At 32.2% G+C, this 24,209-nt stretch carries 19 protein-coding genes; 11 read left to right on the top strand and 8 right to left on the bottom strand.

Translation table 11 applies throughout. The features are described 5' to 3' along the window. Positions 1-3: 3 nt before the first annotated feature. On the bottom strand, positions 4-603 hold the full coding sequence (locus NMK29_RS18570; RefSeq protein WP_108803465.1) for a TetR/AcrR family transcriptional regulator: 600 nt from the start codon (positions 601-603) through the stop codon (positions 4-6). Positions 604-1,126: 523 nt separating this feature from the next. Between NMK29_RS18570 and NMK29_RS18565 the strand changes: the two genes are divergently transcribed. After that, positions 1,127-2,101, top strand: coding sequence for a polyprenyl synthetase family protein (locus tag NMK29_RS18565; RefSeq protein ID WP_108803466.1), 975 nt, complete (start codon positions 1,127-1,129; stop codon positions 2,099-2,101). Positions 2,102-2,196: 95 nt separating this feature from the next. Here NMK29_RS18565 and NMK29_RS18560 read toward each other — a convergent pair whose 3' ends face one another. Continuing rightward, entirely contained in the window at positions 2,197-2,541 is a 345-nt protein-coding gene (locus NMK29_RS18560; RefSeq protein WP_108803467.1) for a hypothetical protein, read from the bottom strand. A gap of 170 nt (positions 2,542-2,711) precedes the next feature. Between NMK29_RS18560 and NMK29_RS18555 the strand changes: the two genes are divergently transcribed. Then, positions 2,712-3,338, top strand: a complete 627-nt coding sequence (locus tag NMK29_RS18555) for a hypothetical protein (protein ID WP_108803468.1) — start codon at positions 2,712-2,714, stop codon at positions 3,336-3,338. A gap of 16 nt (positions 3,339-3,354) precedes the next feature. Here NMK29_RS18555 and NMK29_RS18550 read toward each other — a convergent pair whose 3' ends face one another. Together NMK29_RS18550 and NMK29_RS18545 are read right to left on the bottom strand one after the other, a co-directional pair. After that, positions 3,355-3,726: a hypothetical protein gene (locus tag NMK29_RS18550; protein ID WP_108803469.1), complete on the bottom strand. Its 372-nt coding sequence runs from the start codon at positions 3,724-3,726 to the stop codon at positions 3,355-3,357. A gap of 138 nt (positions 3,727-3,864) precedes the next feature. Next, a complete protein-coding gene (locus tag NMK29_RS18545) occupies positions 3,865-4,386 on the bottom strand; it encodes an alpha-ketoglutarate decarboxylase (protein ID WP_234424268.1) in 522 nt (173 codons plus the stop codon). Positions 4,387-4,500: 114 nt separating this feature from the next. Here NMK29_RS18545 and NMK29_RS18540 point away from each other — a divergent pair, with 114 nt between their 5' ends. The 3 genes from NMK29_RS18540 to lpxD all read left to right on the top strand — a co-directional run bounded on the left by NMK29_RS18540 (position 4,501) and on the right by lpxD (position 9,866). Then, a complete protein-coding gene (locus tag NMK29_RS18540) occupies positions 4,501-7,287 on the top strand; it encodes a 2-oxoglutarate dehydrogenase E1 component (protein ID WP_108803500.1) in 2,787 nt (928 codons plus the stop codon). Between the two features lie 60 nt (positions 7,288-7,347). Beyond that, positions 7,348-8,574 (top strand): 2-oxoglutarate dehydrogenase complex dihydrolipoyllysine-residue succinyltransferase, encoded by a 1,227-nt coding sequence (gene odhB, locus NMK29_RS18535; RefSeq protein WP_108803471.1) that lies wholly within the window; start codon positions 7,348-7,350, stop codon positions 8,572-8,574. A 302-nt stretch (positions 8,575-8,876) separates the two neighbouring features. After that, entirely contained in the window at positions 8,877-9,866 is a 990-nt protein-coding gene (gene lpxD, locus NMK29_RS18530; protein WP_108803472.1) for a UDP-3-O-(3-hydroxymyristoyl)glucosamine N-acyltransferase, read from the top strand. A gap of 81 nt (positions 9,867-9,947) precedes the next feature. On the opposite strand, the gene NMK29_RS18525 is transcribed toward lpxD, so the two are convergent. The 4 genes from NMK29_RS18525 to NMK29_RS18510 form a co-directional block, all read right to left on the bottom strand. Next, complete coding sequence (locus NMK29_RS18525; protein ID WP_108803473.1) at positions 9,948-12,476, bottom strand: glycoside hydrolase family 9 protein; 2,529 nt, start codon at positions 12,474-12,476, stop codon at positions 9,948-9,950. Positions 12,477-12,961: 485 nt separating this feature from the next. Beyond that, positions 12,962-13,906, bottom strand: a complete 945-nt coding sequence (locus tag NMK29_RS18520; RefSeq protein ID WP_108803474.1) for a GYDIA family GHMP kinase — start codon at positions 13,904-13,906, stop codon at positions 12,962-12,964. A gap of 121 nt (positions 13,907-14,027) precedes the next feature. Next, the gene (locus tag NMK29_RS18515; protein ID WP_108803475.1) at positions 14,028-14,681 is read right to left on the bottom strand and encodes an ATP-binding cassette domain-containing protein; all 654 of its coding nucleotides are present in this window, start codon (positions 14,679-14,681) and stop codon (positions 14,028-14,030) included. A 456-nt stretch (positions 14,682-15,137) separates the two neighbouring features. Further along, positions 15,138-16,454: a hydroxymethylglutaryl-CoA reductase, degradative gene (locus NMK29_RS18510; protein ID WP_108803476.1), complete on the bottom strand. Its 1,317-nt coding sequence runs from the start codon at positions 16,452-16,454 to the stop codon at positions 15,138-15,140. A 251-nt stretch (positions 16,455-16,705) separates the two neighbouring features. On the opposite strand from NMK29_RS18510, the gene NMK29_RS18505 reads away from it, so the two are divergent. The 6 genes from NMK29_RS18505 to NMK29_RS18480 all read left to right on the top strand — a co-directional run bounded on the left by NMK29_RS18505 (position 16,706) and on the right by NMK29_RS18480 (position 24,144). Beyond that, positions 16,706-18,877: a S9 family peptidase gene (locus NMK29_RS18505; protein ID WP_108803477.1), complete on the top strand. Its 2,172-nt coding sequence runs from the start codon at positions 16,706-16,708 to the stop codon at positions 18,875-18,877. Positions 18,878-18,910: 33 nt separating this feature from the next. Continuing rightward, positions 18,911-20,299 carry a peptide MFS transporter gene (locus tag NMK29_RS18500; protein ID WP_108803478.1) on the top strand — a complete coding sequence of 463 codons (1,389 nt, stop codon included), beginning with the start codon at positions 18,911-18,913 and terminating at the stop codon, positions 20,297-20,299. A gap of 15 nt (positions 20,300-20,314) precedes the next feature. Then, positions 20,315-22,063: a peptide MFS transporter gene (locus NMK29_RS18495; protein WP_108803479.1), complete on the top strand. Its 1,749-nt coding sequence runs from the start codon at positions 20,315-20,317 to the stop codon at positions 22,061-22,063. 98 nt (positions 22,064-22,161) lie between these two features. Further along, entirely contained in the window at positions 22,162-22,701 is a 540-nt protein-coding gene (locus NMK29_RS18490) for a thioredoxin family protein (protein ID WP_108803480.1), read from the top strand. A gap of 176 nt (positions 22,702-22,877) precedes the next feature. Next, a complete protein-coding gene (locus tag NMK29_RS18485) occupies positions 22,878-23,534 on the top strand; it encodes a hypothetical protein (RefSeq protein WP_159092220.1) in 657 nt (218 codons plus the stop codon). Between the two features lie 271 nt (positions 23,535-23,805). After that, positions 23,806-24,144 (top strand): hypothetical protein, encoded by a 339-nt coding sequence (locus NMK29_RS18480; RefSeq protein ID WP_027393912.1) that lies wholly within the window; start codon positions 23,806-23,808, stop codon positions 24,142-24,144. The last annotated feature ends 65 nt before the right edge of the window (positions 24,145-24,209 follow it).

Below are 24,209 nucleotides of genomic sequence, written 5' to 3'. Positions count from 1 at the left end.
AATTTATGGTTGTTTTAATAGGTTGTCTAAAATTTTTAATCCTTTTTCTGTGGCGATACCACGTACGTGATATTCTAAATAATCTGTCATTAATTTTGATACTGGAAATTGTTGGAGAGGAAACATTTCTTGGTCCTTTATTCCTGTCATTCCCATAAAATATAATCTTGAAATAATTTCTATATCTATGTTTTCTCTAAAAACTCCTGTTATTATACCTCGTTCTAGGTTTTCGATCACGCATTCTTGCATAGTTTCGAATTGTCTTACTTTGAGACTACTATGAATTCTGGGATAGTATTTCTGAAGTTGGTATTGAGGAGAGGTTTTTTCATCTTTCAAATGATACATGACAAAAGCCTTAATTGCATATAATTCTTCTATCGGTTCTTTGTTTTCTTCTAAAATTGAATCTATACCATCACTAATTGTACAAAATAAATGATCGGTAGTTGCCTCAACTAATTTTGTTTTATTTTGAAAATGCGCATAGATCGTCTTCTTAGAAATCCCTAATTCTGAAGCTAAGTCGTCCATAGTAACGCTCTTAAAACCAAAGCTCAAGAACATGTCATTTGCTTTCTCAATTATTTTTTCCTTCATCTGGGGTTTAAATTATTTTGTGCAAATGTACATGAGGAAACTTTAAAAACATTAAAAGTTTCCTAAGTTTCACAATTTTTTAACAATGAAATAACTTGAACCGTCATTTATAGGAGTTGAGTTGTTTAATACGTTTGCGTAATCTATGACGAAAAAGGTTATCCAATTAGGACAACTTTTCTTATTAATTGTGGAATATTACTTCAGATTCAATATGATACAAAATGATGTTTGTTATATAGTTTTTAGGTGATCTTATATATGCTCTAAAGTTGTTATTAGATTTTGTGCTTTCATAAGTATTGAATATTGTTATTATTAAGAGGTGGGCAAAGGTTTTAAAAGTGTTTTTTTTATCATTCATATTGTCTTGTGTTAATTTTATAGTATTACTATCAGGGATTTATCGATATCTGAAGACTTTTAGTTTCAAGAAAATAGGGCATATTTATTTAGGGAAGAGATAAGGTTTTTAACTAAACAGATTTTTAATTTTTATTTTACCTTAGCGCAAAAAATAGTAGTGAACAGCATTTCAGATTATCAAAGATATTTTTTAGATTATTTATCAGAGAATACTATACAAAAGGAACCCAAAAACCTTTATGAGCCTATTTCATATATTCTTACGCTTGGAGGAAAAAGATTAAGACCAGTTTTGGTGCTGATGACTTCCGAAATTTTTGGTGGGTCCTACGAAAAAGCTCTTGATGCAGCTTTGGCTATTGAGGTTTTCCATAATTTTTCTTTGGTTCATGATGATATTATGGATGATGCACCTTTAAGAAGAGGAAAAGAAACTGTCCATGAAAAATGGGATATTAATACGGGGATTCTTTCTGGAGATGCTATGTTGATTAATGCTTACCAGCTTTTTGAAAATTATGAAGGAGATACTTTTAAGCAGTTAGCACAATTGTTTACTAAAACTGCAATTGAGGTATGCGAAGGGCAGCAGTACGACATTGATTTTGAAACAAGAGATGACGTTACAATTCCAGAATATCTAAAAATGATTGAGTATAAAACTGCTGTACTGGTTGCGGCAGCTATGCAAATGGGCGCAATTATAGCGGATGCTTCTAGTACTTGTAAATCTGCGATTTATGATTTTGGGAGATTGCTTGGTTTGGCTTTTCAATTACAAGATGATTACTTAGACGCTTTTGGTGATCCTGCTACCTTTGGAAAACAAGTTGGTGGGGATATTATCGAAAACAAAAAGACGTTTTTGTATCTTAAAGCAATGGAGAATGCAGATAATAGTGTAAAAAAGCAGTTAGAAGGACTTTTTTCTTTAAACCCAGAAGATCCATCGGAGAAAATACAAACTGTGAAAAGTATTTTTGAAACTACTGGAGCAAAAGAAAAAACAAGAATAGAAATTGAGAGATATACAGAAAAAGCTTTTGAGGTCTTAAATAATTTATCGATTTCACAGGATAAAAAGAAAATTTTACAAATTTTTGGAGAACAATTAATGAACAGAAATGTATAAAAAAAACCTGATTTACAATTAAATCAGGTTCCGCTTAGTTGAGACAAAAAAATTGCGTATTAATATTAATAGAGTAGTTGTAGGTTACTACGATATTAACTTCTTTTGTTTTTTGTGATTTTTATTGAGTTAAAATTAAAATCGGTATTAGCGATAAAGTTTTCTCCCGTTTTTACATTCATAAATTTCCATTGATATCCTTGTTCGGTTTCTTTTACATCGGATCTTGCTATAGAAGAAATAGGTACGCCTAGATAATTCTGAATTATACTATTAATTTTACGGTTAATTTCTTTGGACGCAGAATTTATGCTAGCTTCGTTTTTAAGAACTTTTTCTGGAGTGGATGTTATAGCATCTGTTTCTTTTAATGTTTCTTTAGAACTAGAGCAACTAATAATAGAAAACCCTAAAAGAGCAATGAGTAATTTTGTTTTCATAATGAGTTTGTTTAATAATTTAAAATTACTGGTTTAACATAATAAAATTATGCTTTAAACATTAAACTAAAGTGTAATATTGGATGATTTGTTGATTTTTTCGATTAAAAACAATTATTAAGAAAAAAATAATGAATATCTAGTGTAATTGTAAATAAGTAGTTATTGTTATGAAAATATTTATACCTGTATTGTTATTGTTTTTTCTGAGTACTTCATATGGACAGGAGAGTTTTAATGAGGTTAATGATTCTTATGAAATTTTTTTAAAAAGAATTATTGCAAAGGATACTTTAATAAAGAATAGAACAAAATATTATGAATGTTCAGAGGATTTATCAGGAAGAATCGAGCTTTATTATTTGAATGATAAATTAAGGTTAATGACTCATATTTATAAACAAGGTTTTGGTAATGATGTTTTTTTAGAGAATTATTTTCTAGATAGAGATAAATTAAAGTTGAAGACTTCGATTTCGGAAATAATATATATGAATACTGTTTATAAAGAAAGTAGTCAAGGTGTTTCTTCTGCAAGTGCAGAAAAAGTAATTGAAGTTACAGAACAAAGAATGTATTTCGAAAATAAAGAAAATGCAGAATGTTTCGAAAGAAAGCATGGCAAAATACTTGCTGACTGGGATCAGAAATATTTTGATGCTCTTCCACTTGAAAAAAGTGCCTGCATAGAAGACATAGAAGATGTTCGATACAAATACAGGATTCTTAGAAAAGCAGAAAAGAAACTAGAAAACTATTCTAATAGAAAACGTCGATGTATTTTTTATATCTGGTAGAATACAATAATATCTTTTAAAAATCAGATACTTGAGTATTCGGTTTCTTCTTGTTCTTTGTTATTTTAACAGACTCAAATTTAAGGTCAGTAGATCCTATAAAACTTTTACCGTTTCTTACATTCATAAATTTCCAGTGATATCCAGAATTAGTTAGAGTTATGGGTGAAATAGCAATAGAAGATATCGAAATCCCAAGATGTTCCTCGATAATCGTATTGATTTTTCCTTGGATTTCAGGGTCGTTTACCTCACTTAATCCCTTTTTTTCTTTTTTTACATAATAAGGATTATTGTTGGGGTCAAATTTTGTAGTTACTGTTTTTTTGTTGCTAGAACACGAGGATACTGCTATCGCAATGGATAGCATTAATAAATAGTTTTTCATTTTATTTTGGGGTTTTAATCGTAATTGATATTAAAAGTAGAAAAAATACAGGAAAACTATAGAGCTTCCGCTATATATTAGATAACCGGCATTTTTTTCTAGATAAAAAACGTGTTTTTCTCTGTAGTATTGTGATTCTTAGAAAAATACTCTCACGAAAGGAGCATAAGCACTAGCATAAATACTTTTATTATCGTCATATAATACATCATATCGTAAACCGACACTAACAAAACCTATTCTATAACCAGCTCCAATAAATAAAGCAGGATACCAATAATCATCATTGATATCTTGACCTTCGATTTCAAAACTTCTACTTACTCCCATTTGTTCGAACTCTGCAGATAACTGTAATGAAGGAAAAGGGTTATAAAGAGTAATAAGACTAGCACCATAATTTGTAGCTGTAAAATTACGTGAATCGGTGTATCCAAAATTAAGTCCAAATCCCATACTAAACTGATTGTTAAAGTCATAAATAGCAGAAGGAGCTAAGATTCCATTAAAAGTGTCGTTTGTAAATCCAATTCCTATATTACCCCCAATTCTTACTCTAGACCAAAAATTGTCTTCCTGAGAATAACATTGTTGTAAGGAAAATAACATTGAGGATACTAAGAGTATGATTTTGATTTTATGAATAAGAAACACTTTCATTGTTAAAATGGTAAAAAAATGTTACAATAAATATATATAATTCGATACTCAATATACTGTAATTATTGTATTTTTGTGATGTTTTATAATAAAAAGACGGTTGAATACTTACATATGGATAAATATTCATTTTTGAATGCGGCTAATACCGCATTTTTTGCAGATTTATACGATCAATATTTGCAAAACCCAGATAGTGTAGAACCTAGTTGGAGAGCATTTTTTCAAGGATTTGATTTTGGACTAGAAAGTGCAGATGACTCTGGGGAAACAATTTACATAGAAAAAGAATCGGGAGATACTACTGTAGCTGTTCCCGAAAATCTTCAAAAAGAATTTCAGGTTGTGCGTCTTATAGATGCATACAGAACTAGAGGTCATTTGTTTACCAAAACAAATCCGGTAAGAGAACGACGAAAGTATCACCCTTCTCTTGCTCTAGAGAATTTTGGTTTAAGTCAAGGCGATTTAAATACGGTTTTCAATGCTGGAGAGATTATTGGAGTTGGACCTAATACACTAAGTAATATAATTGTTCATTTAGAACAAATATATTGTGATGCCATAGGTATCGAATATATGTATATTCGAAATCCTGAAGAAAGACAATGGATACAGGATCGTGTAAATTTTAATACCAATAGGACTAAATTTTCTACCGATCAGAAAAAGCACATTCTTAAGAAACTGAATCAAGCAGTATCATTTGAAAGCTTTTTACATACCAAATACGTAGGACAAAAACGTTTTTCCCTAGAAGGAGGAGAATCTTTAATCCCAGCATTAGATGCTTTAGTAGAAAAAGCAGCAGATATGGGAGTAAAGGAGTTTGTTATGGGTATGGCACATCGTGGTCGTCTTAGCACACTAACCAATATTTTTGGAAAAAGTCCAAAAGATATATTTAGTGAGTTTGATGGTAAAGATTATGAAGAAGCTGTATTTGATGGTGATGTGAAGTACCATTTAGGATGGACTTCTAAACGAAAAACAGATTCTGGAAAGGCTATTAATATGAATATTGCTCCTAATCCATCTCACCTAGAAACTGTGGGAGCGGTAGTAGAGGGAATTACTAGAGCTAAACAGGACAAGTATTATAAAGATAATATATCACAGGTTTTACCAATTGTTGTTCATGGAGATGCCGCTATAGCTGGACAAGGTTTGGTGTATGAAATTGTCCAAATGGCACAATTAGATGGATATAAGACAGGTGGAACTATTCATATTGTAGTAAACAACCAAATAGGTTTTACTACGAATTATTTAGATGCTCGTTCATCTACTTATTGTACAGATGTTGGTAAAGTAACCTTGTCTCCTGTACTTCATGTAAATGCTGATGATGCAGAAGCTGTTGTGCACGCAACAAACTTTGCACTTGATTTTAGAATGAATTTTGGGCGTGATGTATTTATAGATTTACTAGGGTATAGAAAATACGGTCATAACGAAGGTGATGAGCCACGTTTTACGCAACCTAAGTTGTATAAAGCAATAGCTAAACATAAAAATCCTAGAGATATTTATGCAGCGAAATTAATTTCTGAAGGAATTATAAGTCAGGATCATGTTTCAGGTCTTGAAAAAGAATATAAAGCATCTCTGGAAGAAGAGTTAGAAGATTCTCGAAAACAAGAAAAGACAGTAATCACTCCTTTTATGCAAGACGAGTGGGCTGGATTTACGAGAGTTCAAGAAGATGAGATGATGGAAGTTGTGGATACCACATATTCTAAAGAAGCACTAACTGAGATTGCTGAGGTTATTACTAAATTACCGTCGGATAAGAAATTCCTTCGTAAAATAGAGCGTTTAATTGATCAACGACATAAAATGTTTTTTGAGAAAGATCAGTTGGATTGGGCTATGGGAGAATTACTAGCATATGGATCACTACTTAAAGAAGGATATGATGTTAGAATGAGTGGACAAGATGTCGAGAGAGGAACTTTTTCTCACAGACATGCTGTTGTAAAGGTTGAGGATAGTGAAGAGGAAGTATTGCTATTGAATAACCTAAAAGGAGAACAAGGAGACTTTTATATCTATAATTCTTTACTTTCAGAATATGGAGTTGTTGGGTTTGATTACGGATACGCTATGGCTAGTCCAAAAACTTTAGCAATTTGGGAGGCTCAATTTGGAGATTTTAGTAATGGAGCTCAGATTATGATTGATCAGTACATTTCTTCTGCAGAGGATAAATGGAAGCTTCAGAATGGATTAGTAATGTTATTGCCACATGGATATGAAGGTCAAGGAGCAGAACATTCTTCTGCGAGAATGGAACGTTACCTTCAATTATGTGCTAAAGATAATATGTTTGTAGCTGATGTTACTACACCAGCTAATATGTTTCATTTGTTAAGAAGACAAATGAAAGCTACATATCGAAAACCTTTAATTATTTTTACTCCAAAAAGTTTATTACGTCATCCTAAAGTAGTTTCTTCAGTAGAAGAGTTTGCTAATGGAAGTTTCCAGACTGTAATTGATGACCCAGTAGCTAAGGCAAAAGATACTAAAACATTGGTTTTCTGTACTGGTAAGTTTTATTATGACTTATTAGAAGAAAAAGAAAAATTGGGTAGAAATGATGTTGCTTTGGTGAGACTAGAACAGTTATTTCCACTTCCAGCAAAGGAAATGGACACACTAATTAAAAAATATAAGGCTACAGATATTGTTTGGGCTCAAGAAGAACCGCGTAATATGGGTGCGTTAAGTCATATTTTAATGCATTATGATGATGCAGCTTCATTTAGATTTGCAAGTAGAAGGCCTTATGGAGCACCTGCAGCAGGTAGTGCCACGAGATCTAAAAGAAGACATCAAGAAGTAATTGATTTTGTTTTTGATAAAACAAAGAACAATCAAAGAAGAAAAAGAAAATAGTAAAGTAACTATAAATCGAAATATTTTCGCGAAAGCGATATAAAGTATAAACTTAGAATTATGGCTTTAGAAATGAAAGTCCCTTCTCCGGGAGAATCCATTACAGAAGTAGAAATAGCTCAATGGCTTGTAGAAGATGGTGATTATGTAGAAAAAGATCAAGCAATAGCAGAGGTAGATAGCGATAAAGCAACATTAGAGCTTCCTGCAGAAGCTAGTGGTATTATTACACTAAAAGCAGAAGAAGGAGACGCTGTAGCTGTTGGTGAAGTTGTATGTCTTATTGATACAGATGCGGCTAAACCAGAAGGAGGTTCTTCTGCACCTAAAGAAACTTCAAAAACGGAGGAAAAAAAGGAAGAGTCACCAGCGCCTGCAAAAAAAGAAGCTCCAGCTAAAACAGAAACATATGCTACCGGAACTGCTTCGCCAGCTGCTAAAAAGGTATTAGCGGAGAAAGGAATTGACGCTTCTCAAGTAAAAGGAACAGGACGTGATGGGCGTATTACCAAAGCGGACGCAGTTGATGCAAAACCATCAATGGGAACTCCTGGACCAGGAAGTAGAGGAGAATCGCGTAAAAAATTATCAATGCTACGTCGTAAGGTAGCGGAGAGATTAGTTTCTGTAAAGAATGAAACTGCTATGTTGACTACTTTTAACGAAGTAGATATGCAACCGATATTTGATTTAAGAAAACAATATAAAGAAACATTTAAAGGTAAGCATGGAGTTGGTCTTGGATTCATGTCATTTTTTACGTTAGCTTGTGTAAGAGCACTAAAAATGTACCCAGCGGTTAATTCGATGATCGAAGGTAAAGAAATGATTTCTTATGATTTCCAAGATATCAGTATTGCTGTTTCTGGGCCAAAAGGATTGATGGTTCCAGTAATTAGAAATGCTGAAAATTTAAGTTTTAGAGGAGTTGAGTCTGAGGTTAAAAGATTGGCGATTAGAGCTCGTGAAGGTCAGATAACGGTAGATGAGATGACAGGAGGAACTTTTACAATTACTAATGGAGGAGTTTTTGGAAGTATGTTATCTACTCCAATTATAAATCCACCGCAGAGTGCTATTTTAGGAATGCATAATATTGTAGAAAGACCAATTGTAAGAGATGGACAAATAGTTGTAGCGCCGATTATGTATGTGGCATTGTCTTACGATCATAGAATTATTGATGGTAAAGAATCTGTTGGATTTTTGGTAGCTGTTAAGGAAGCATTAGAAAATCCTGAAGAATTATTAATGGATAATAATATAAAGAAAGCGCTGGAAATGTAATATAAGACGCTTTGTATAACCAATATATTAAAACCTCATTTCTTTTGAATTGAGGTTTTTTTTGTTCGATATAAAAACGAAATAATTAAATATTATATGGTTACTCTCTTTTCTAAAGAGTGATTGATTAAAGTTTTTTTTAGGTTTTAAAACCTGAGTTGTTAATAAATTAACTAAATTGACTTTTTCGTATTGTTTTTTAATACTTCATTATTTTTTATAACATTATTGTTTATAACGACTTTGTGAATTTTTCAAAAATGATAGATCATAAAATGTAATAATCAATTAATAAAAAAATAATGATATCATTTACAATAGAAGAAATTAATACTATTCTACAAGGGGAATTAAAAGGGAATATCAACCAAATAATAACTGGATTAGATGAATTAAAGAACGCAAAAAGTGACCAAATTACCTTTGTTAGAAGCGTAAAGTATGCACGTTTATGGGAGATGTCTAATGCTTGTGTTGCTATTGTGAATGATAACTTAGATATTGAACCGGGTCCTGATCGTGCATTTATAATGGTAAAGAATGCGGATATAGCAATGTCTAAATTATTAGACATTTTTCGTCTTAAAGATCCAGTTTTCGATGTTGATGTTCATCCGACAGCAGTGATTCATGAATCTGCAGTTATGGGTGCGGGGAGTAAGATAGGTGCTGGTTGTTATATTGGTAAAAATGCTGTTTTAGGAGATGGTGTCGTGCTTTATCCCAATGTAACAGTTTTTGATGATTCGATAATAGGTGCTGGTACAGTTATTTGGTCTGGAACGGTAATTAGAGAGCGTACTGAAATTGGTACCGATTGTATTTTCCATAATAATGTAAGTATCGGGGCAGATGGTTTTGGATATATACCTAGTGAAGATGGTCGGGGACTTATAAAAATCCCTCATATCGGAAATGTTATTATTGGTAATGGAGTTGAAATAGGTGCTAATTCTTGTGTAGACCGTGGGAAGTTTAGTTCCACAGTATTAGGGGATGGTTGTAAGATTGATAATTTAGTGCAGATCGGACACAATTGTATACTGGGACGTTTTTGTATCATGGCAGGTAGCAGTGGTCTGGCGGGTTCTGTTACATTAGGTGATGGAGTTGTTATTGGAGGTAGCGCTTCTATTAAAGATCATGTAACAATTCATTCCGGAGCTACAGTGGCTGCAGGTTCGGGTGTTATGAATGATGTTCCGGCAGGGAAAACTGTTTTGGGATATCCTGCTTGTGATTCAAGAGAAATGCTTAAGCAATGGGTTACTTTGCGGAAACTTGCTAAATAGATTATAAAACTCGATTATTTTAAATATAAAAGGTTCAAAAACTAATTAGTTTTTGAACCTTTTATATTTAAATTCAGTTTTTTACTGTTTTATAATTTTTGTTGTATAGCTATTAGTATTGTTATTGATTTTTATCAAGTATAATCCTGCTGATAAATTACTAATGTCTAGATTGGATTGTTCACTATTTAATTCTTTAGAAAAAACCTTTTTTCCTTGTATTGAATATAGTTCGATACTTGAAGATCCGTTAGAGAAAGGAGTCTTTATATTTAATATTTTATTTGTAGGATTAGGATATACTTTAAAAGCTTCTGAAGTTTCTTCAAGATCGTTCACTGATAGCGTAGCTGATTCTTTTTGATAGAAATCTAAAGCATGCATTGCATAGACTAAAGGGGCATTCCAATTAATAGTAATTTCATTTGTAGAATAAGAACACCAGTGGTCTACATATTTTGAAGCTGGCAGATTGGAAGGGAAACTAATTCCAGAGCCTGTACAATCACCTGTATCCGGATTGTTTTCATTTTGCGGTCCTCCTACAATCATACCTGGAATAGGAGCAGAAATACCATCAGCATCAGATATTCTATGGTGAGGTTCGAATACTTGTGTATCTCCGAATCCAGTTACATATGAGTAACCAGTTCCGTTTCTACCAAAAATATAGTCCATCGCTGTATAAGCAGCGTCTAAATAAGACTCATCTTGAGTCAGTTCATATGCTCTGATCAGTAAGATTAGTTGATTTCCTACTGCTCCGTTACTTCCCCAAGAATAGTCGTTAGTAGACATTGTAGTTTTCATTGGAGAAGTATTAACCTGATTCTTTAATTGATCAGCTGTGCTTATTAAAGTACTATTGGCAGCGGTAACGTTAATTGAGCTTGCTAAACTGGTAGTGTATTGAGCTATTGAAATTAGTGCAAGAGGGTCACTATATGGCCAGCTTGGCGTTCCTCCTCCAATAGAACTTACATCAATGTCATCTCGATATGTATTTTCTCTAGTTGTAATAAATAGTTCTACTGCTGCCCATTGAAATTCGTCGGTAACATTCGTATCTCCGTATTCTCCAGTAGAAATATCAGAAACAGGTGTTCCATTCCCTTGGCTATAATAAATAGCAGGATTAGCTTTTGCCCAAGAATAGGCGTCTTTTGCTGCTTGTTCTAATTGTGCACTAAATCCAGGTCTTACGCTTTCGTAATCAGAAAATATTCTTGATGCCACTGCTGTTACAGCAGCAAAATTTAAAGCTGCTGCGGTTGATTTTTGTACAACAAATCTTTCTAAATTATATGCGGCAGGCATTACTCTTCCAGAAAAGTTTTTAGCAGTTAATTTATGGTATACTCCACCGTCATTAGGGTCTTGCATGTCTAACATCCAATCTAAATTCCATAAAACTTCATCTAAGATATCAGGTAAATCTCCACCTTGTTCAGGAATATTATATTGTAAGCTTTGCCATTCCGTTTTATAATGTTCATAAGCAGCTAATAAGGTATATGTGCTAATTCCACTGTTTACAACGTATTTGTTGTAATCTCCCGCGTCATACCATCCTTTTGGTGCAGATATTACTGTTCCCTCTGGTCGTGCAGATGTCGCTGCTGATGAATGCACACGAACTACATCATCTGGAGTTCCCGCTGGTCTTGCATAAATACCTGCATGGGTTGACTCTAATGCCGTAGAAGAACGGTTGTAATAATAGTACTTAAAAGCTTCTTCTCTAAGTTCTGCATACCCATCTGTACTTACGTTAAAGGTGATTTCTTCAGTATCTATTAGAAAACGATATGTTCCTTCGGTGTCCACTTCAGAAATATCTACATTCGCAATATGTTCTCCAGAATCACTCCATAAAGAAGATACTCCTGTAGTTCCAGATAATACTGTATTGTTAGAGTTATCTAGTATGGTGTATGCTTGATTGCTAAAACTACTTTGAGCTACAACACTAATGGTTTTATTTCTACCTGTTAAATATGATACTTGATTGTAGCGAACCTCATATGCGGATGGTGGAGGAGGTGTTTCTAAAGGTTCTCCAAAGGAAATCCAATCGATTTCAATAGTTCCCGAGTATCCTCCTTCTGCAGCATTTACAAAAAATTGAACAAAAGCTATTTTAGAAGGATCTACAGGGCAAGGAGCTGTAGCTTGTGTACAATCAGAACCTCCATAACCTCCATCTTGTAAATTAGAAGAATAATCTAGTTCATAAATAGTAAACTCATTGTCTATTCTAATAGACAACGGGCTTAGATTAGATACAAAACCATCTTCATCTTGGATGTCAATTCTTAAATCCGGGTTGGAGCTACCCTTTACTTTAATATATAGTTTGGTTTGGTTTGATATATTTATTGAGACATCAGAACCATTGTTGTGTAGTGTATATTTAAATGGGCTAAAAGCTCCTGCAGTACCATTAGCATTGATTAATAAATTATCATTAGATAATGACACGGCATAAGCAGAAGTAGGTTCTACACTTGATATGTTTTCGTCAAAATTATCACTGTAGATAATTTGACTGTTGCCTACAAAAGCAATTAAGAATGAAAGGGCGATAGTAAACAGAATTCTTTGTTTCATTGGGACAATTTTTTTTTGAATTTCAAGGGTTGTTTTTACGTTTTAACTTTAAAAATTAATGAGATATTGTATTTAAAAGAAGTTAAGTTATTGTGGAATTGTTTAAAAGATAAAATTTAAAAAGTCACGAAAACTTTATGCTTAATTTTAAGTAACTTTTTTCTTTCTATAAAGTTTGTGATATGTGTTACCAACCTAATTAAAGCTTCATTTAATTATTTAATTCATCATTATTCTCGAGTCAATTATTAAAGATAACGCAGAATAGTAGTATTGTATTTATATCGCAATCTTTACATTTTATGAACATGATGTTTTGAATGATGATTAAGATGTAAAAACTCTTCTAAATACCTAGTTTATAGGTAATTTTTTGAAAAATATTAAAGGTGTAAAAAACCTGTATTATAGATATTTTATATAGAGGAATGAATGTTATTTACTAGTAAAAAAATGCAAACTATCCATTTTTCAAAAAAAAAATATTACAGAACCATTTCAGAATAAGGTATAATAGTTTCATAACCTTTATTAGAAAAATAATTCATGTCAGAAATAGTTCCAGTGGCTAGGACAAAATCTCCTCCCCATCCACCAAGGCTTTTTATGCTTCCTGAATAATCCGAAAATAAGGTAGATTTTATGGTAGGCGTTTTGATAATTTTAGATATTGTTTGTTCGTGTAGATCAATAAGTTTACAAAACTCTTCTAATGAAGAACATTCTACTAGTGAATTGGTAATTTCTCTAATCTTTTCCGAAGCAATATCAAAATCCTTAAGAGGTAAAGATTGATAGTGCTTGATGGATTGTTTACTATCTTGTTTTTGATTAAGATAGACAAAAAACAAATGATCTTTAAAAATAGGATCAAATTCGGCAATACTGATTACAGGAGTATCTTCTTTTCGTATATAAAAAATTGGTGTAGTGTGTTGTGCACTAGCAATATCATAACCGCTTCCTCCAAAACTTTTTTTTAGCAATGTAAAAGCATTGACATCTGCCCATTGAGCAATATTATTTATAAGTGTTGAAGAAGAGCCTAATCCCCATTTTCGATTAAACTCTAAGTGAGTTTCTACGTAACATCCTTTTTCGCCAGAAAGAAAATCAGGATTTAGTTCCTGAGCTACTTTCAGTATTTCTAAAAGTGTTTCGGAAATTCCTAAACCTTCTTCATCTGTTAAGAAACGTGTGTTAGATGAATTAGCTTCTGAAATTGCTAAAGGGAGTTTAATAATGGTTTCGAACCAGCAATCACCATCTTTATCAAAGCTTTTCCAAGAAATATGATCAGAATCATTTTCTTCAACTTTTAACCATTGTCCAAGTTTTGTAGGTAATGCTAGTGCTTTGATGCCATCAAGAACAAGATATTCTGAAGTTAGGAGAAGTTTGCCGTGACTATAAAATGATTTTTTCAACATATAATTTTGTCTTAACCAGAAACAAATTTACTTTATTACTGCATTTAATAAATAAGAATACTCTAAATATATTAGTTATTAACTTATGTTGAATACAGTTTTTCGTAATTGAAGAGAAAACCTAAAAACTACTTAAGTAACCATAGCCAACCAGTTCGGTAGGATTTTTAATAAGTGTAGAAGTGCTATTGGTTAATAGATATATATCATCTGATATGTCAAGAATATGACGATACATATGATCTGTTAGGATGATAATTTTATTTTTCTTTTCTTTCTTAATAAGTCTTATAAAAATCTCTATATATAGAGGCGCAATATTTGAAAAAGGTTCATCTAATAACGCTATTTCTCCTGGACTCATTAACATAAGGTAAGTCTCTATAACTCTTTTTTCACCTCCCGAAAGATCATATATTTTTGGATTCTGATACTTTCGAAATGTATCAAATATGGTGGTAAAAGATTCCCAGCTGAGGTTAAATAAACTAAAAACTTTTTCGAGAGAAATGTTTTTTGGAATTGTATCTTTTTGGGATAAATACTTTACTTTTCCAGAAAGATAGAGAGGTCTGGCTTTGTTCTTTTTGTTAATACGGATCAATTTATTTTGGGGTTTTAGGTGCCCAAATATTATCTTTAGCAAGCTACTCTTTCCTGAGCCATTTCTTCCAAGTATTCCTGTAACTCTTCCTTTTTCAGCTTTAACATATACTCCATTTAGAATGAATTTATTGCTATATGATAATTCTACGTTGTCAATTTCTAGGATCATCTTACAAAGTATTGAAATGAGTAAAAAGTCATAACAGAAACTATACTATCAAATAAAAATCCAAACAAAAAAAGATGTAAATTATGTAGTCCTAGGTTTTCATAAAAGAAGAAACGATCAGTAAACGAAACCTCCATATTGGTATAAGAGACTAACTTATGCCAAATTTTTAGTCCTAAGAAATAAACAAACTTTATTAAAATTATAAAAGCGAGCGTTGTGTTTTTTTCTCTAAATAAAAGTAAAAGTGTAACAAAGGTGAGCACGTAAAAATACTTTTTATAGAATGAGAAAAGTAGATATAGTTTTGTCTGCATAGTTAAAATCAGAAACGCAATTTAGATTGATGACTTTAGTTGTTGACCAAATCAAAACCTAAATACGAGTTTTAATAATAAACGGTATAATTACCTTAGTATGACAAACTATTCTAAAATAAGAAAAGTAGAAGTAGGTTTAATTTCGTAGTTTTTCGATTTGTAGTACTACCTCACTATGTGTTACGGTATTGGTTTTAAAATGCTCAACTAATTTTTCTTTTTCATCATTAGTGGCTTGAAACTGATTAAGGATATTCATTAAATGCATTTTCATATGACCTTGTTGGATCCCGGTAGTAATAAGGGAATTGATAGCAGCAAAATTTTGAGCAAGTCCTGCTACTGCGGTAATTTCCATAAGTTTTTTTGCATTGGGACTTCCAAGTAAACTTAAGGCGAGTTTTACTAGTGGATGCAATGTAGTTAAACCTCCAACTGTACCAAGAGCTAAAGGGATTTGTATTGAAAAATGAAATACATTATTTTCAATTTTAGCCTCTGTTAGACTAGAATATTTACCATCTTTAGAAGCATATGCGTGGGCTCCCGCTTCAATAGCTCTAAAATCATTTCCTGTTGCTAATACGACCGCATCAATACCATTCATGATTCCTTTATTGTGAGTAACAGCTCTGTAAGGTTCTATTTTTGCAATTTGTACAGCTCTTACAAATTTCTCAGCATACTGTAAAGAGGTTAAGTTGTCTATACTTGGTAAATCATCAATAGAGCAAGAAACAGAAGCTTTAACTATGCATTCTGGAACATAGTTAGAAAGGATACTCATGATAATCTCTATCTTTTTTTCAACTTCAGAAAATTCGTTATAGGTACTAGCTTCATTGGTTAGGAAATCAGCAAATTGCTCTAAACAAGAGTTTATGAAATTGGCTCCCATAGCATCAACAGTACTAAAAGTACAGTGAAGTTGGTAGTAGTTTTCTATTTCTGATGATTTGTCTCTAAGCTCAATGTCTATAATCCCACCACCTCGTTTTTCCATATTTTTAGTAATATGAGAAGCTGAGGAAATAAGATCGGACTTGATATTTTTAAAGAATGTGTTTAACTTTTTATTGTCTCCAGAAAATGTAAAATGTACCTGTCCAACTTTTGTAGTAGATAATACTTCGGCATTAAACCCACCTCTGCTTTGCCAAAATTTAGCCGCTTTGCTTGCTGCAGCAACTACAGAACTTTCTTCTATAGCCATTGGAATAGTAAAACGTTCATTATTAATTAAAAAATTCGGAGCTACAGAAAAAGGTAGATAATAATTGGATATGGTATTCTCCGTAAATTCATCGTGTAATTGCTGAAGTTTTTCATCAGAATTCCAATAAGTTTTAATAATATCGATGGTGTTTGTGTCATTATTAAAATGATGTTTAACCAACCAATTTATTTTTTCGTCTTTAGAAAGCTTAGAGAAGCCAGAAACTACTGGAGCCATATTGTTTTTTTACTATCAGGGCTCAAAGATACTATTCTGTTTTGTTTCAAACGATTTTTATGAATTCATAAATACAATATCCTGTAATTTTAGAAGTATATTATTCTATCAATTCGTACGGTTTTATTAATGATATGCTAATAAATATTCGTTTCTCGTATTCCATTTTATGGTATTTAACGTCAATTGTTGTATTTTTCACGGATTTTTTAGTATTCTTGGCGCTAACATTTTTTTATTCAAATTAAGATATGAAGATTACCCGATTGTTTTTTGGAATAGCATTTTTTATAAGTTTTGTTACTATAGCTCAAGACAAGGCATTTACATTAGAAGAAATATGGGGAGGAGCATTTAGAACTGAAAGTTTACAATCCTTGCATTCCATGAATAATGGTACGCAATATTCGGTTTTAGAAAGAGATAATACTTCTGGTGAAACTTCTATTGAAGTTTATGACTATGCCACTGGAGAAAAAGCAAAGACATTAATTAAATCCTCTTTTATAGATGACTTGAAGTTTTTTCAAGGGTATGAATTTAGTAAAGATGAGAAGAGAGTTTTACTTGCAAGTGAGTTAGAACAAATCTATCGTCGTTCGTCAAGAGGAATTTATCATTTGTTTGATGTGGCTTCCAATAGTAGTTTTAAGATTAGTGACAGTAAAATACAATCACCTGCGTTATCGCCTGATGGAAATAAGATAGCATATGTATTGAACAATAATATATATGTCCTAAATTTTGTTACAGGAGAAGAGATTCAGTTAACAGATGATGGAAAAAAGAATGAAATTATCAATGGTATTACCGATTGGGTATATGAAGAGGAATTTGCATTTGTAAGAGCATTTGATTGGAGTTCTGATAGTAATAAGGTAGCATTTATAAGATTTGACGAAAAAGAGGTTCCAGAATTTTCAATGGATGTATACGGTGCAGAATTATATCAAAAACAAGATGTATTTAAATACCCTAAAGCTGGAGAGAAAAATGCTAAAGTTTCATTACACATAGCCGATTTAGGAAGTATGTCTCTAGATAAGGTGAAATTAGGAGAGTATAAAGATTTTTATATACCAAGAATTAAATGGTCTACAAATCCAGATATTTTGAGTGTACAAGTATTAAACAGACATCAAAATAATCTGGATTTAATTTTTGTAGATGCGAAAACGAAAACTCCAAAAATTGTGCTTAACGAGAAGGATGAAGCGTATATTGATGTTACCGATAATCTTACCTTTTTAGAAGACAATAGTTTTATTTGGACTAGCGAAAAGGATGGGTATAATCATATTTACCATTATAAAGAATCAGGGGAATTGATTAATCAAGTTACTAGTGGTTCTTGGGAAGTAACAGATTATTATGGATACGATGCAAAAAATAAAAGTATTTTTTATCAAAGTGTAGAAAATAAGAATATTAATAGAGATATCTATTCAATTGGTTTAGATGGAAAAAATAAGAAGAGATTAAGTACTAAAGAAGGGACCAATGATGCAGATTTTAGCGCAGATTTCAGTCAATACATCAATTATTTCTCAAATGCTTCTACTCCTTTTGAGTTTACTTTAAATAATGCTGCGGATGGAGTAGTAATTCGTGAGATTAAAAACAATCAAGGATTAAAAGATAAACTTGCACAATATGATGTAAGACCAAAAGAATTTTCTACGATAGATATTAACGGCGAAACATTAAATATGTGGACAATCAAGCCAAAGAATTTTGATCCTGCTAAGAAGTATCCACTGTTTATGTATCAATACTCTGGACCAGGATCTCAATCAGTTAGTAATTCTTGGAATAGGAGTAATGATTATTGGTATATGATGTTAGCGCAACAAGGATATATTGTTGTTTGTGTAGATGGAAGAGGAACAGGGTTTAAAGGAGCGAAATTTAAGAAAGTTACACAAAATGATTTAGGTAATCTAGAAGTTCAGGATCAGATCGCAGCAGCAAAACAACTAGGAGCTTTAGATTATATTGATGCATCCAGAATTGGTATTTGGGGATGGAGTTATGGTGGTTTCATGTCTAGTAATTGTTTGTTTAAAGCGCCTGATACTTTTAAGATGGGTATTGCAGTAGCTCCAGTAACGAGTTGGAGGTTTTATGATACGATCTATACGGAACGATATTTGATGACTCCACAGGAGAATGCGAAAGGGTATGACGATAATTCTCCAATCAATTTTGTTGATGGATTAAAAGGAAAATTTTTACTAGTGCATGGTAGTGCAGATGATAATGTACATGTACAAAACACAATGCGCTTGATCGAAGCATTGGTGCAGAAAAATAAAGATTTTGATTGGGCAATTTATCCAGATAAGAATCATGGAATTTATGGAGGTAATACACGATTACATCTGTATAATAAGATGACTAATTTTATTAAAGCGAACTTATAATCATTAAACAACTCATTTAATTAAACTAACATAATGACAAATACAGTAAAAGCAGCTCATCAGAAAGAGCTTTTTGGGCATCCAGTAGGATTATACATTTTATTTTTCACAGAAATGTGGGAACGTTTCTCTTATTATGGAATGAGAGCAATCTTCGTATTATATCTTACAGCTAAAACAATTGATGAAAATGCAGGTTTAGGTTGGTCATCTGGAGAAGCATTAGCGTTATATGGATGGTATACAATGGCAGTATATGTAGCTTCCATTCCAGGAGGATGGATTGCAGATAAGTTTTTAGGTCAAAAAAAATCTGTTTTAATCGGTGGAATTTTGTTAGTTGCTGGACATAGTATTTTGGCAATAGAAGAGATGTGGGCTTGGTATTCTGGGTTAAGTTTAATTGTAGCTGGAGTCGGAATGTTAAAACCAAATATTTCTACTATGGTTGGAGGGCTTTATAAACAAGGAGATATAAGAAGAGATAAAGGTTTTACAATTTTTTATATTGGGATTAACTTGGGAGCATTTTTGTCTAGTATTATTGTAGGATATGTTGGGGAAGTACATGGGTGGCATTATGGATTTGGGCTAGCAGGAATTGGAATGGCTTTAGGGTTATTACAATATCTTTTAGGTCAAAAATATCTTAAAAATGTTGGTAATTTCTTAGGTTCTTCTGAAAATGCAAAGGATAAAGAAACAATGAAAAAACCACTTACTAGTATTGAAAAGGATAGGATTATTGTACTTCTTATTTCTTTTTTATTGGTTATAGTTTTTTGGGGAGCTTTTGAACAAGCAGGTGGTTTAATGAATCTTTATGCAAGTGGAAAAACTGATAGAATGTTTATGGGATATGAAGTTCCTGCATCTTGGTTCCAGTCTTTAAATGCAATGTTTATTATCTTTTTAGGTACTTTGGTTGCGTGGTATTGGGCAAATAGAAAGCTAAAAGGCAAAGTGTCTAGTTCTTTATTTAAAATGATCGTTGGACTAATTATTATGGGAACCGGTTTTTTCTTTATGACAGCAGCTTCTATGGAGTTTGAGTCAAATGGATCTTCTGCTATGTATTGGTTAGTATTGGCATATTTGTTTCATACAATTGGAGAGCTTTGTATTTCTCCGGTAGCATTGTCATTTATTACAAAATTAGCACCAGTTAAATATGGAGCATTGATGATGGGTGTTTATTTTGCGATGACTGGTTTCGGTAACAAATTAGCAGGTTTATTAGGTGAGTCCGCAGAAAGTTTAGGAGAATTTAAGATATTCACTGGTATTGCAGTTTTTTGTGTAGTATTTGGTCTTTTAGTAATGCTATTTAGAAAAAAATTAGAGGTATTGACTCATGGTGTTGAAGATAAAGAAGGAACTATTCATGAAGAAGCTGAAGGTTATGAGTTAGCTGATAATTAAAAATCCTATCTACGTATGAATACAGATATAGAAAATTTATTTAGAGATAAGGTTTTAGGTCATCCAGCTGGACTTTTTGTTCTTTTCTTTACGGAAATGTGGGAGCGTTTTTCATTTTATGGGATGAGAATTCTTTTAGTTATATTTCTTACTCAACCATTGTTTGGAGAAAATCCAGGTTGGGCCAATTGGCCTCGAGAACACGCTTTAGCATTATTTGGTACTTATGCATCTCTATTATATTTAACTCCAATTTTAGGAGGATATATAGCGGATAAGATTACAGGATATAAATGGGCAGTTACTATTGGTTGTTTAATTATGACATTTGGGCATATTTCCATGGCGTTTGAAACTGAAACTACTTTATATATTGGGTTGGGATTACTAGTTATAGGAACAGGATTATTTAAACCAAATATTACTTCTATTATTTCTGAAATGTATAAAGGGAATGATGCAAAGAAGGATGGAGCTTATACTATATTTTATATGGGTGTTAATGCAGGGGCGTTTTTTGGTATTATGCTTTGTGGATATTTAGGAGAAAATTTTAGTTGGGCATGGGGTTTTGGATTAGCTGGAATTTTTATGTTTCTGGGAATGATTCAATTCTGGTTAGCAAGTCCATTATTTGGAAAAATAGGAGCAAAGCCAAATAAAGAAGTTAAAAAAGAAGTTGTTTTAAGTGAAGGAGATAAGCTTAACCCTTTTACTGTTCTAGATAAAATTTTAATTGCAATTAGTGCAACTATAGGGTTTACTTGGCTTATTAATGATCCTATGTCTAAAATTGGAAACATTAACTTATTTGATTTTACTTTAGGGGATTATGAAGGTCCAACTATAGTAATCATTATTGGGGTTTTATTGTTTGTGTTTTTGATTATTTCGAGAATTATTAGATATAGTTCCACCGTAAGAGATAGAATGATAGCCGTTGCGATTTTTGCATTTTTCACAGTGTTCTTTTGGGCCGCATTTGAACAAGCAGCAGGATCATTGAATATTTTTGCTCGGGATTACACAGCAAGAGACCTATCTGGTTCTACTGCGTTGATATTTAAAGTTATAGATGCGGTTTTAACAGTTGTTCCGTTAGCTATAATTTCTTGGGTTCTATATTTGTTATTTAAGAAAACATTTTCTAAGATAGGTATATCTAATGTTGTATTATCGATATCTTTTATTATTATCTGGGGTATCGTAATTTGGAAATTAAATAATGAATTCAGCAAAGACACCACAGAAGTTGGTGCTACCTGGTTCGGGATTTTAAACTCATTCTTTATTATTGCACTAGCACCATTATTTTCGAAATGGTGGGAAAGTAAATACAATCCTAGTGCAGCTTTTAAATATGGTTTTGGGCTTGGATTATTAGGTTTTGGTTTTGCATTACTTGCTTATGGATCCTCAGGAATTCCTCAAGGAGCTAAGACGGCCTCAGTTAGTATGATTTGGTTGATTCTGGCATATCTTTTCCATACACTAGGAGAGTTATGCTTGTCTCCAGTTGGTTTATCATATTTAAGTAAGTTAGTTCCTGGTAGAATGATTGCTTTTATGTTCGGAATTTGGTATTTGGCAATTGCAATAGGCCAAAAGGCTGCAGGAACTTTGGGAGGAATGATTGATGAGGTTACGGCTAACTATAATTTATCAACTTTTTTTCTCATATTTACGATAGTTCCTATTGCTGCTGGAGCTTTAATAATGATTTTAAATCCATTGCTTAAGAAATTAATGCACGGAATTCGTTAATACTAAAACACTACTTTACCCGTTACCCAAAACGGGTAAAGTTTTTAATAAGGAACAGTTTTTGTTTCGACTAATATGTAAATACAAATTTTGAACAGATGAAAAACCTACTTTTACTATTTGGATTTCTACTTGTTTTGCAATCCCAGGCGCAAGAGATCAATTGGATGTCGATGAATGAAGCATTGGAGGCGCAAAAGAAAACACCAAAGAAGATTTTTATGGATGTATATACCGATTGGTGTGGGCCGTGTAAATTACTAGACAAAAAAACTTTTCATAATAAAGATGTAGTAGAATACGTTAATTCTAATTATTACGCTGTAAAATTTAATGGAGAAGGTACTGAAGAGATAAAGTATAACGATTTTACCTATACCAATCCTAATCACAATCCTGACAGAAAAGGTAGAAATAGTCAACATTTTTTTGCTAATGCCTTAAAAATAAGTGGATACCCTAGTATTGTTTTTTTTGATGAATCAGGCAATTTGATTGCTCCAGTAGTAGGATACAAAACACCACAGCAATTGGAAATTTACTTAAAGATGATTCATACTAATGATTATAAGAAATTAACAAGTGCAGAGGCTTGGCAGCAGTATGAACAATCATTTGTAAGTACATTTAGTAATTAAAGAAGATATTTTAATTATAGAAGACCCTCTTATCTAATAGATAAGAGGGTTTTTTTTGATTGTAGTTATTTGGTTTTGTGGATGATATGAATTGGTTTGAAGTTTATGTGATAATAGAGGTAACATTTTACTGTTTTTATACACTTATAAGGACAAATAAAACTAAACATCATAAAATGAAGAAAATTATATGGAGTCTTGCGGTCTGTTGTACATTGTTTACTAGTGGAACAGCACAGGAATTAAATTTAATTAGTAGGTTAAATGGAAGTATCGGATTTAATTATGAATCGATTGATTATAGTGGAGGAAGTTTAGCTTATAGTCCAGGAGGTGGAATGGGGCTTGAGATTGGTGCAGAATATAGTTTTTTTAAAGGGTTATCTGGTTATGGAACACTAGGATATCAGTATAATTTAGCTCTTCAATTACAGAGTGGTACAAACGGATCTAATAAAAGTTCTGTTACTTTTGGCAGAGTGTTTTTTACTTTAGGTGTAAATAAGTTTTTTAAGTTTTCAGAAAATACGTTACACGGGATTGTAATTGGTGTTGGGGGTAATTATAGTATTCCTGGAAAATTAAGAATTACTGAAAATGATTTTTCTGCAGATCCGATTGAATATGAGACGAATTTAGGTTTTCATATAGATGCCAAACTAAGATTGAAATTGTCAGATGTGATTTTTCTAGAGCCAGGTATTAGATATAGGCAATTAGAGTTAGAAGCAAAATCATTTGGACCGAATACCATAGACGCGTTACCTTCTCATTTACGAACATTAAATACTTCTGGGGTTGAAATTTCTGTTTCCATAATCAAAACAATATAACAGATAGTATCTTACCGGTTATTAATTTTAAATTCTCTTTTGTCTTATTGATGAGAGGGATTTTTTTTAGTTATATACTGAAAATAATACGTTAAATAAACTAGGAATAATTCCTAATTTTGTATCTTTGTTTTGGAATAATTCCTATTTATAGATTCGTTAAACTTCATTAAAAGAATCTTAAAAAAGCAATCTTGGAGTGTGTTTTGTTATTGTATAACAAAATATACTATATGCGTAACACCAATACCTAATTGAAGAAATTTACCTTATGAGTGGTATTAAGTATGAAATACAGAACAGGAAGCTTAGATCATATAAGCACACATTTGATTATAACTTTTGTAAGCAAAAGTATAATGAGTACGCTATGATGGAGTTAAAAGAGTTTAAAAAATGTCTAAAAAGACCTGATAAGCTAGGTGAGATAGGGCATTTGTGTAGTTTTATTCTTTGGGTGAAGAATAAAGAGCAAGATGAGTATAGAGATTGTCTAGGCGATTACGGTTTGATTCATTTATTATTTCATTGTTTAGAGAGTAAGCACAATGCAGATATCCATGCAGAGTATATACATATGCTTTTTAAAGAAGATATTAAGTTGTCGTAATATTATAATTCTTTTTTTGAAAGTTTTTTCCTTCATATGAAACCCTTATAAATCCACATAGCGGT

The sequence above is a fragment of the Aquimarina sp. Aq107 genome, assembly GCF_943733665.1.
Classification (GTDB): Bacteria; Bacteroidota; Bacteroidia; order Flavobacteriales; family Flavobacteriaceae; genus Aquimarina.
Note: the sequence above shows the minus strand (reverse complement) of the source record. Positions and strands in the feature narration are given on the sequence as shown.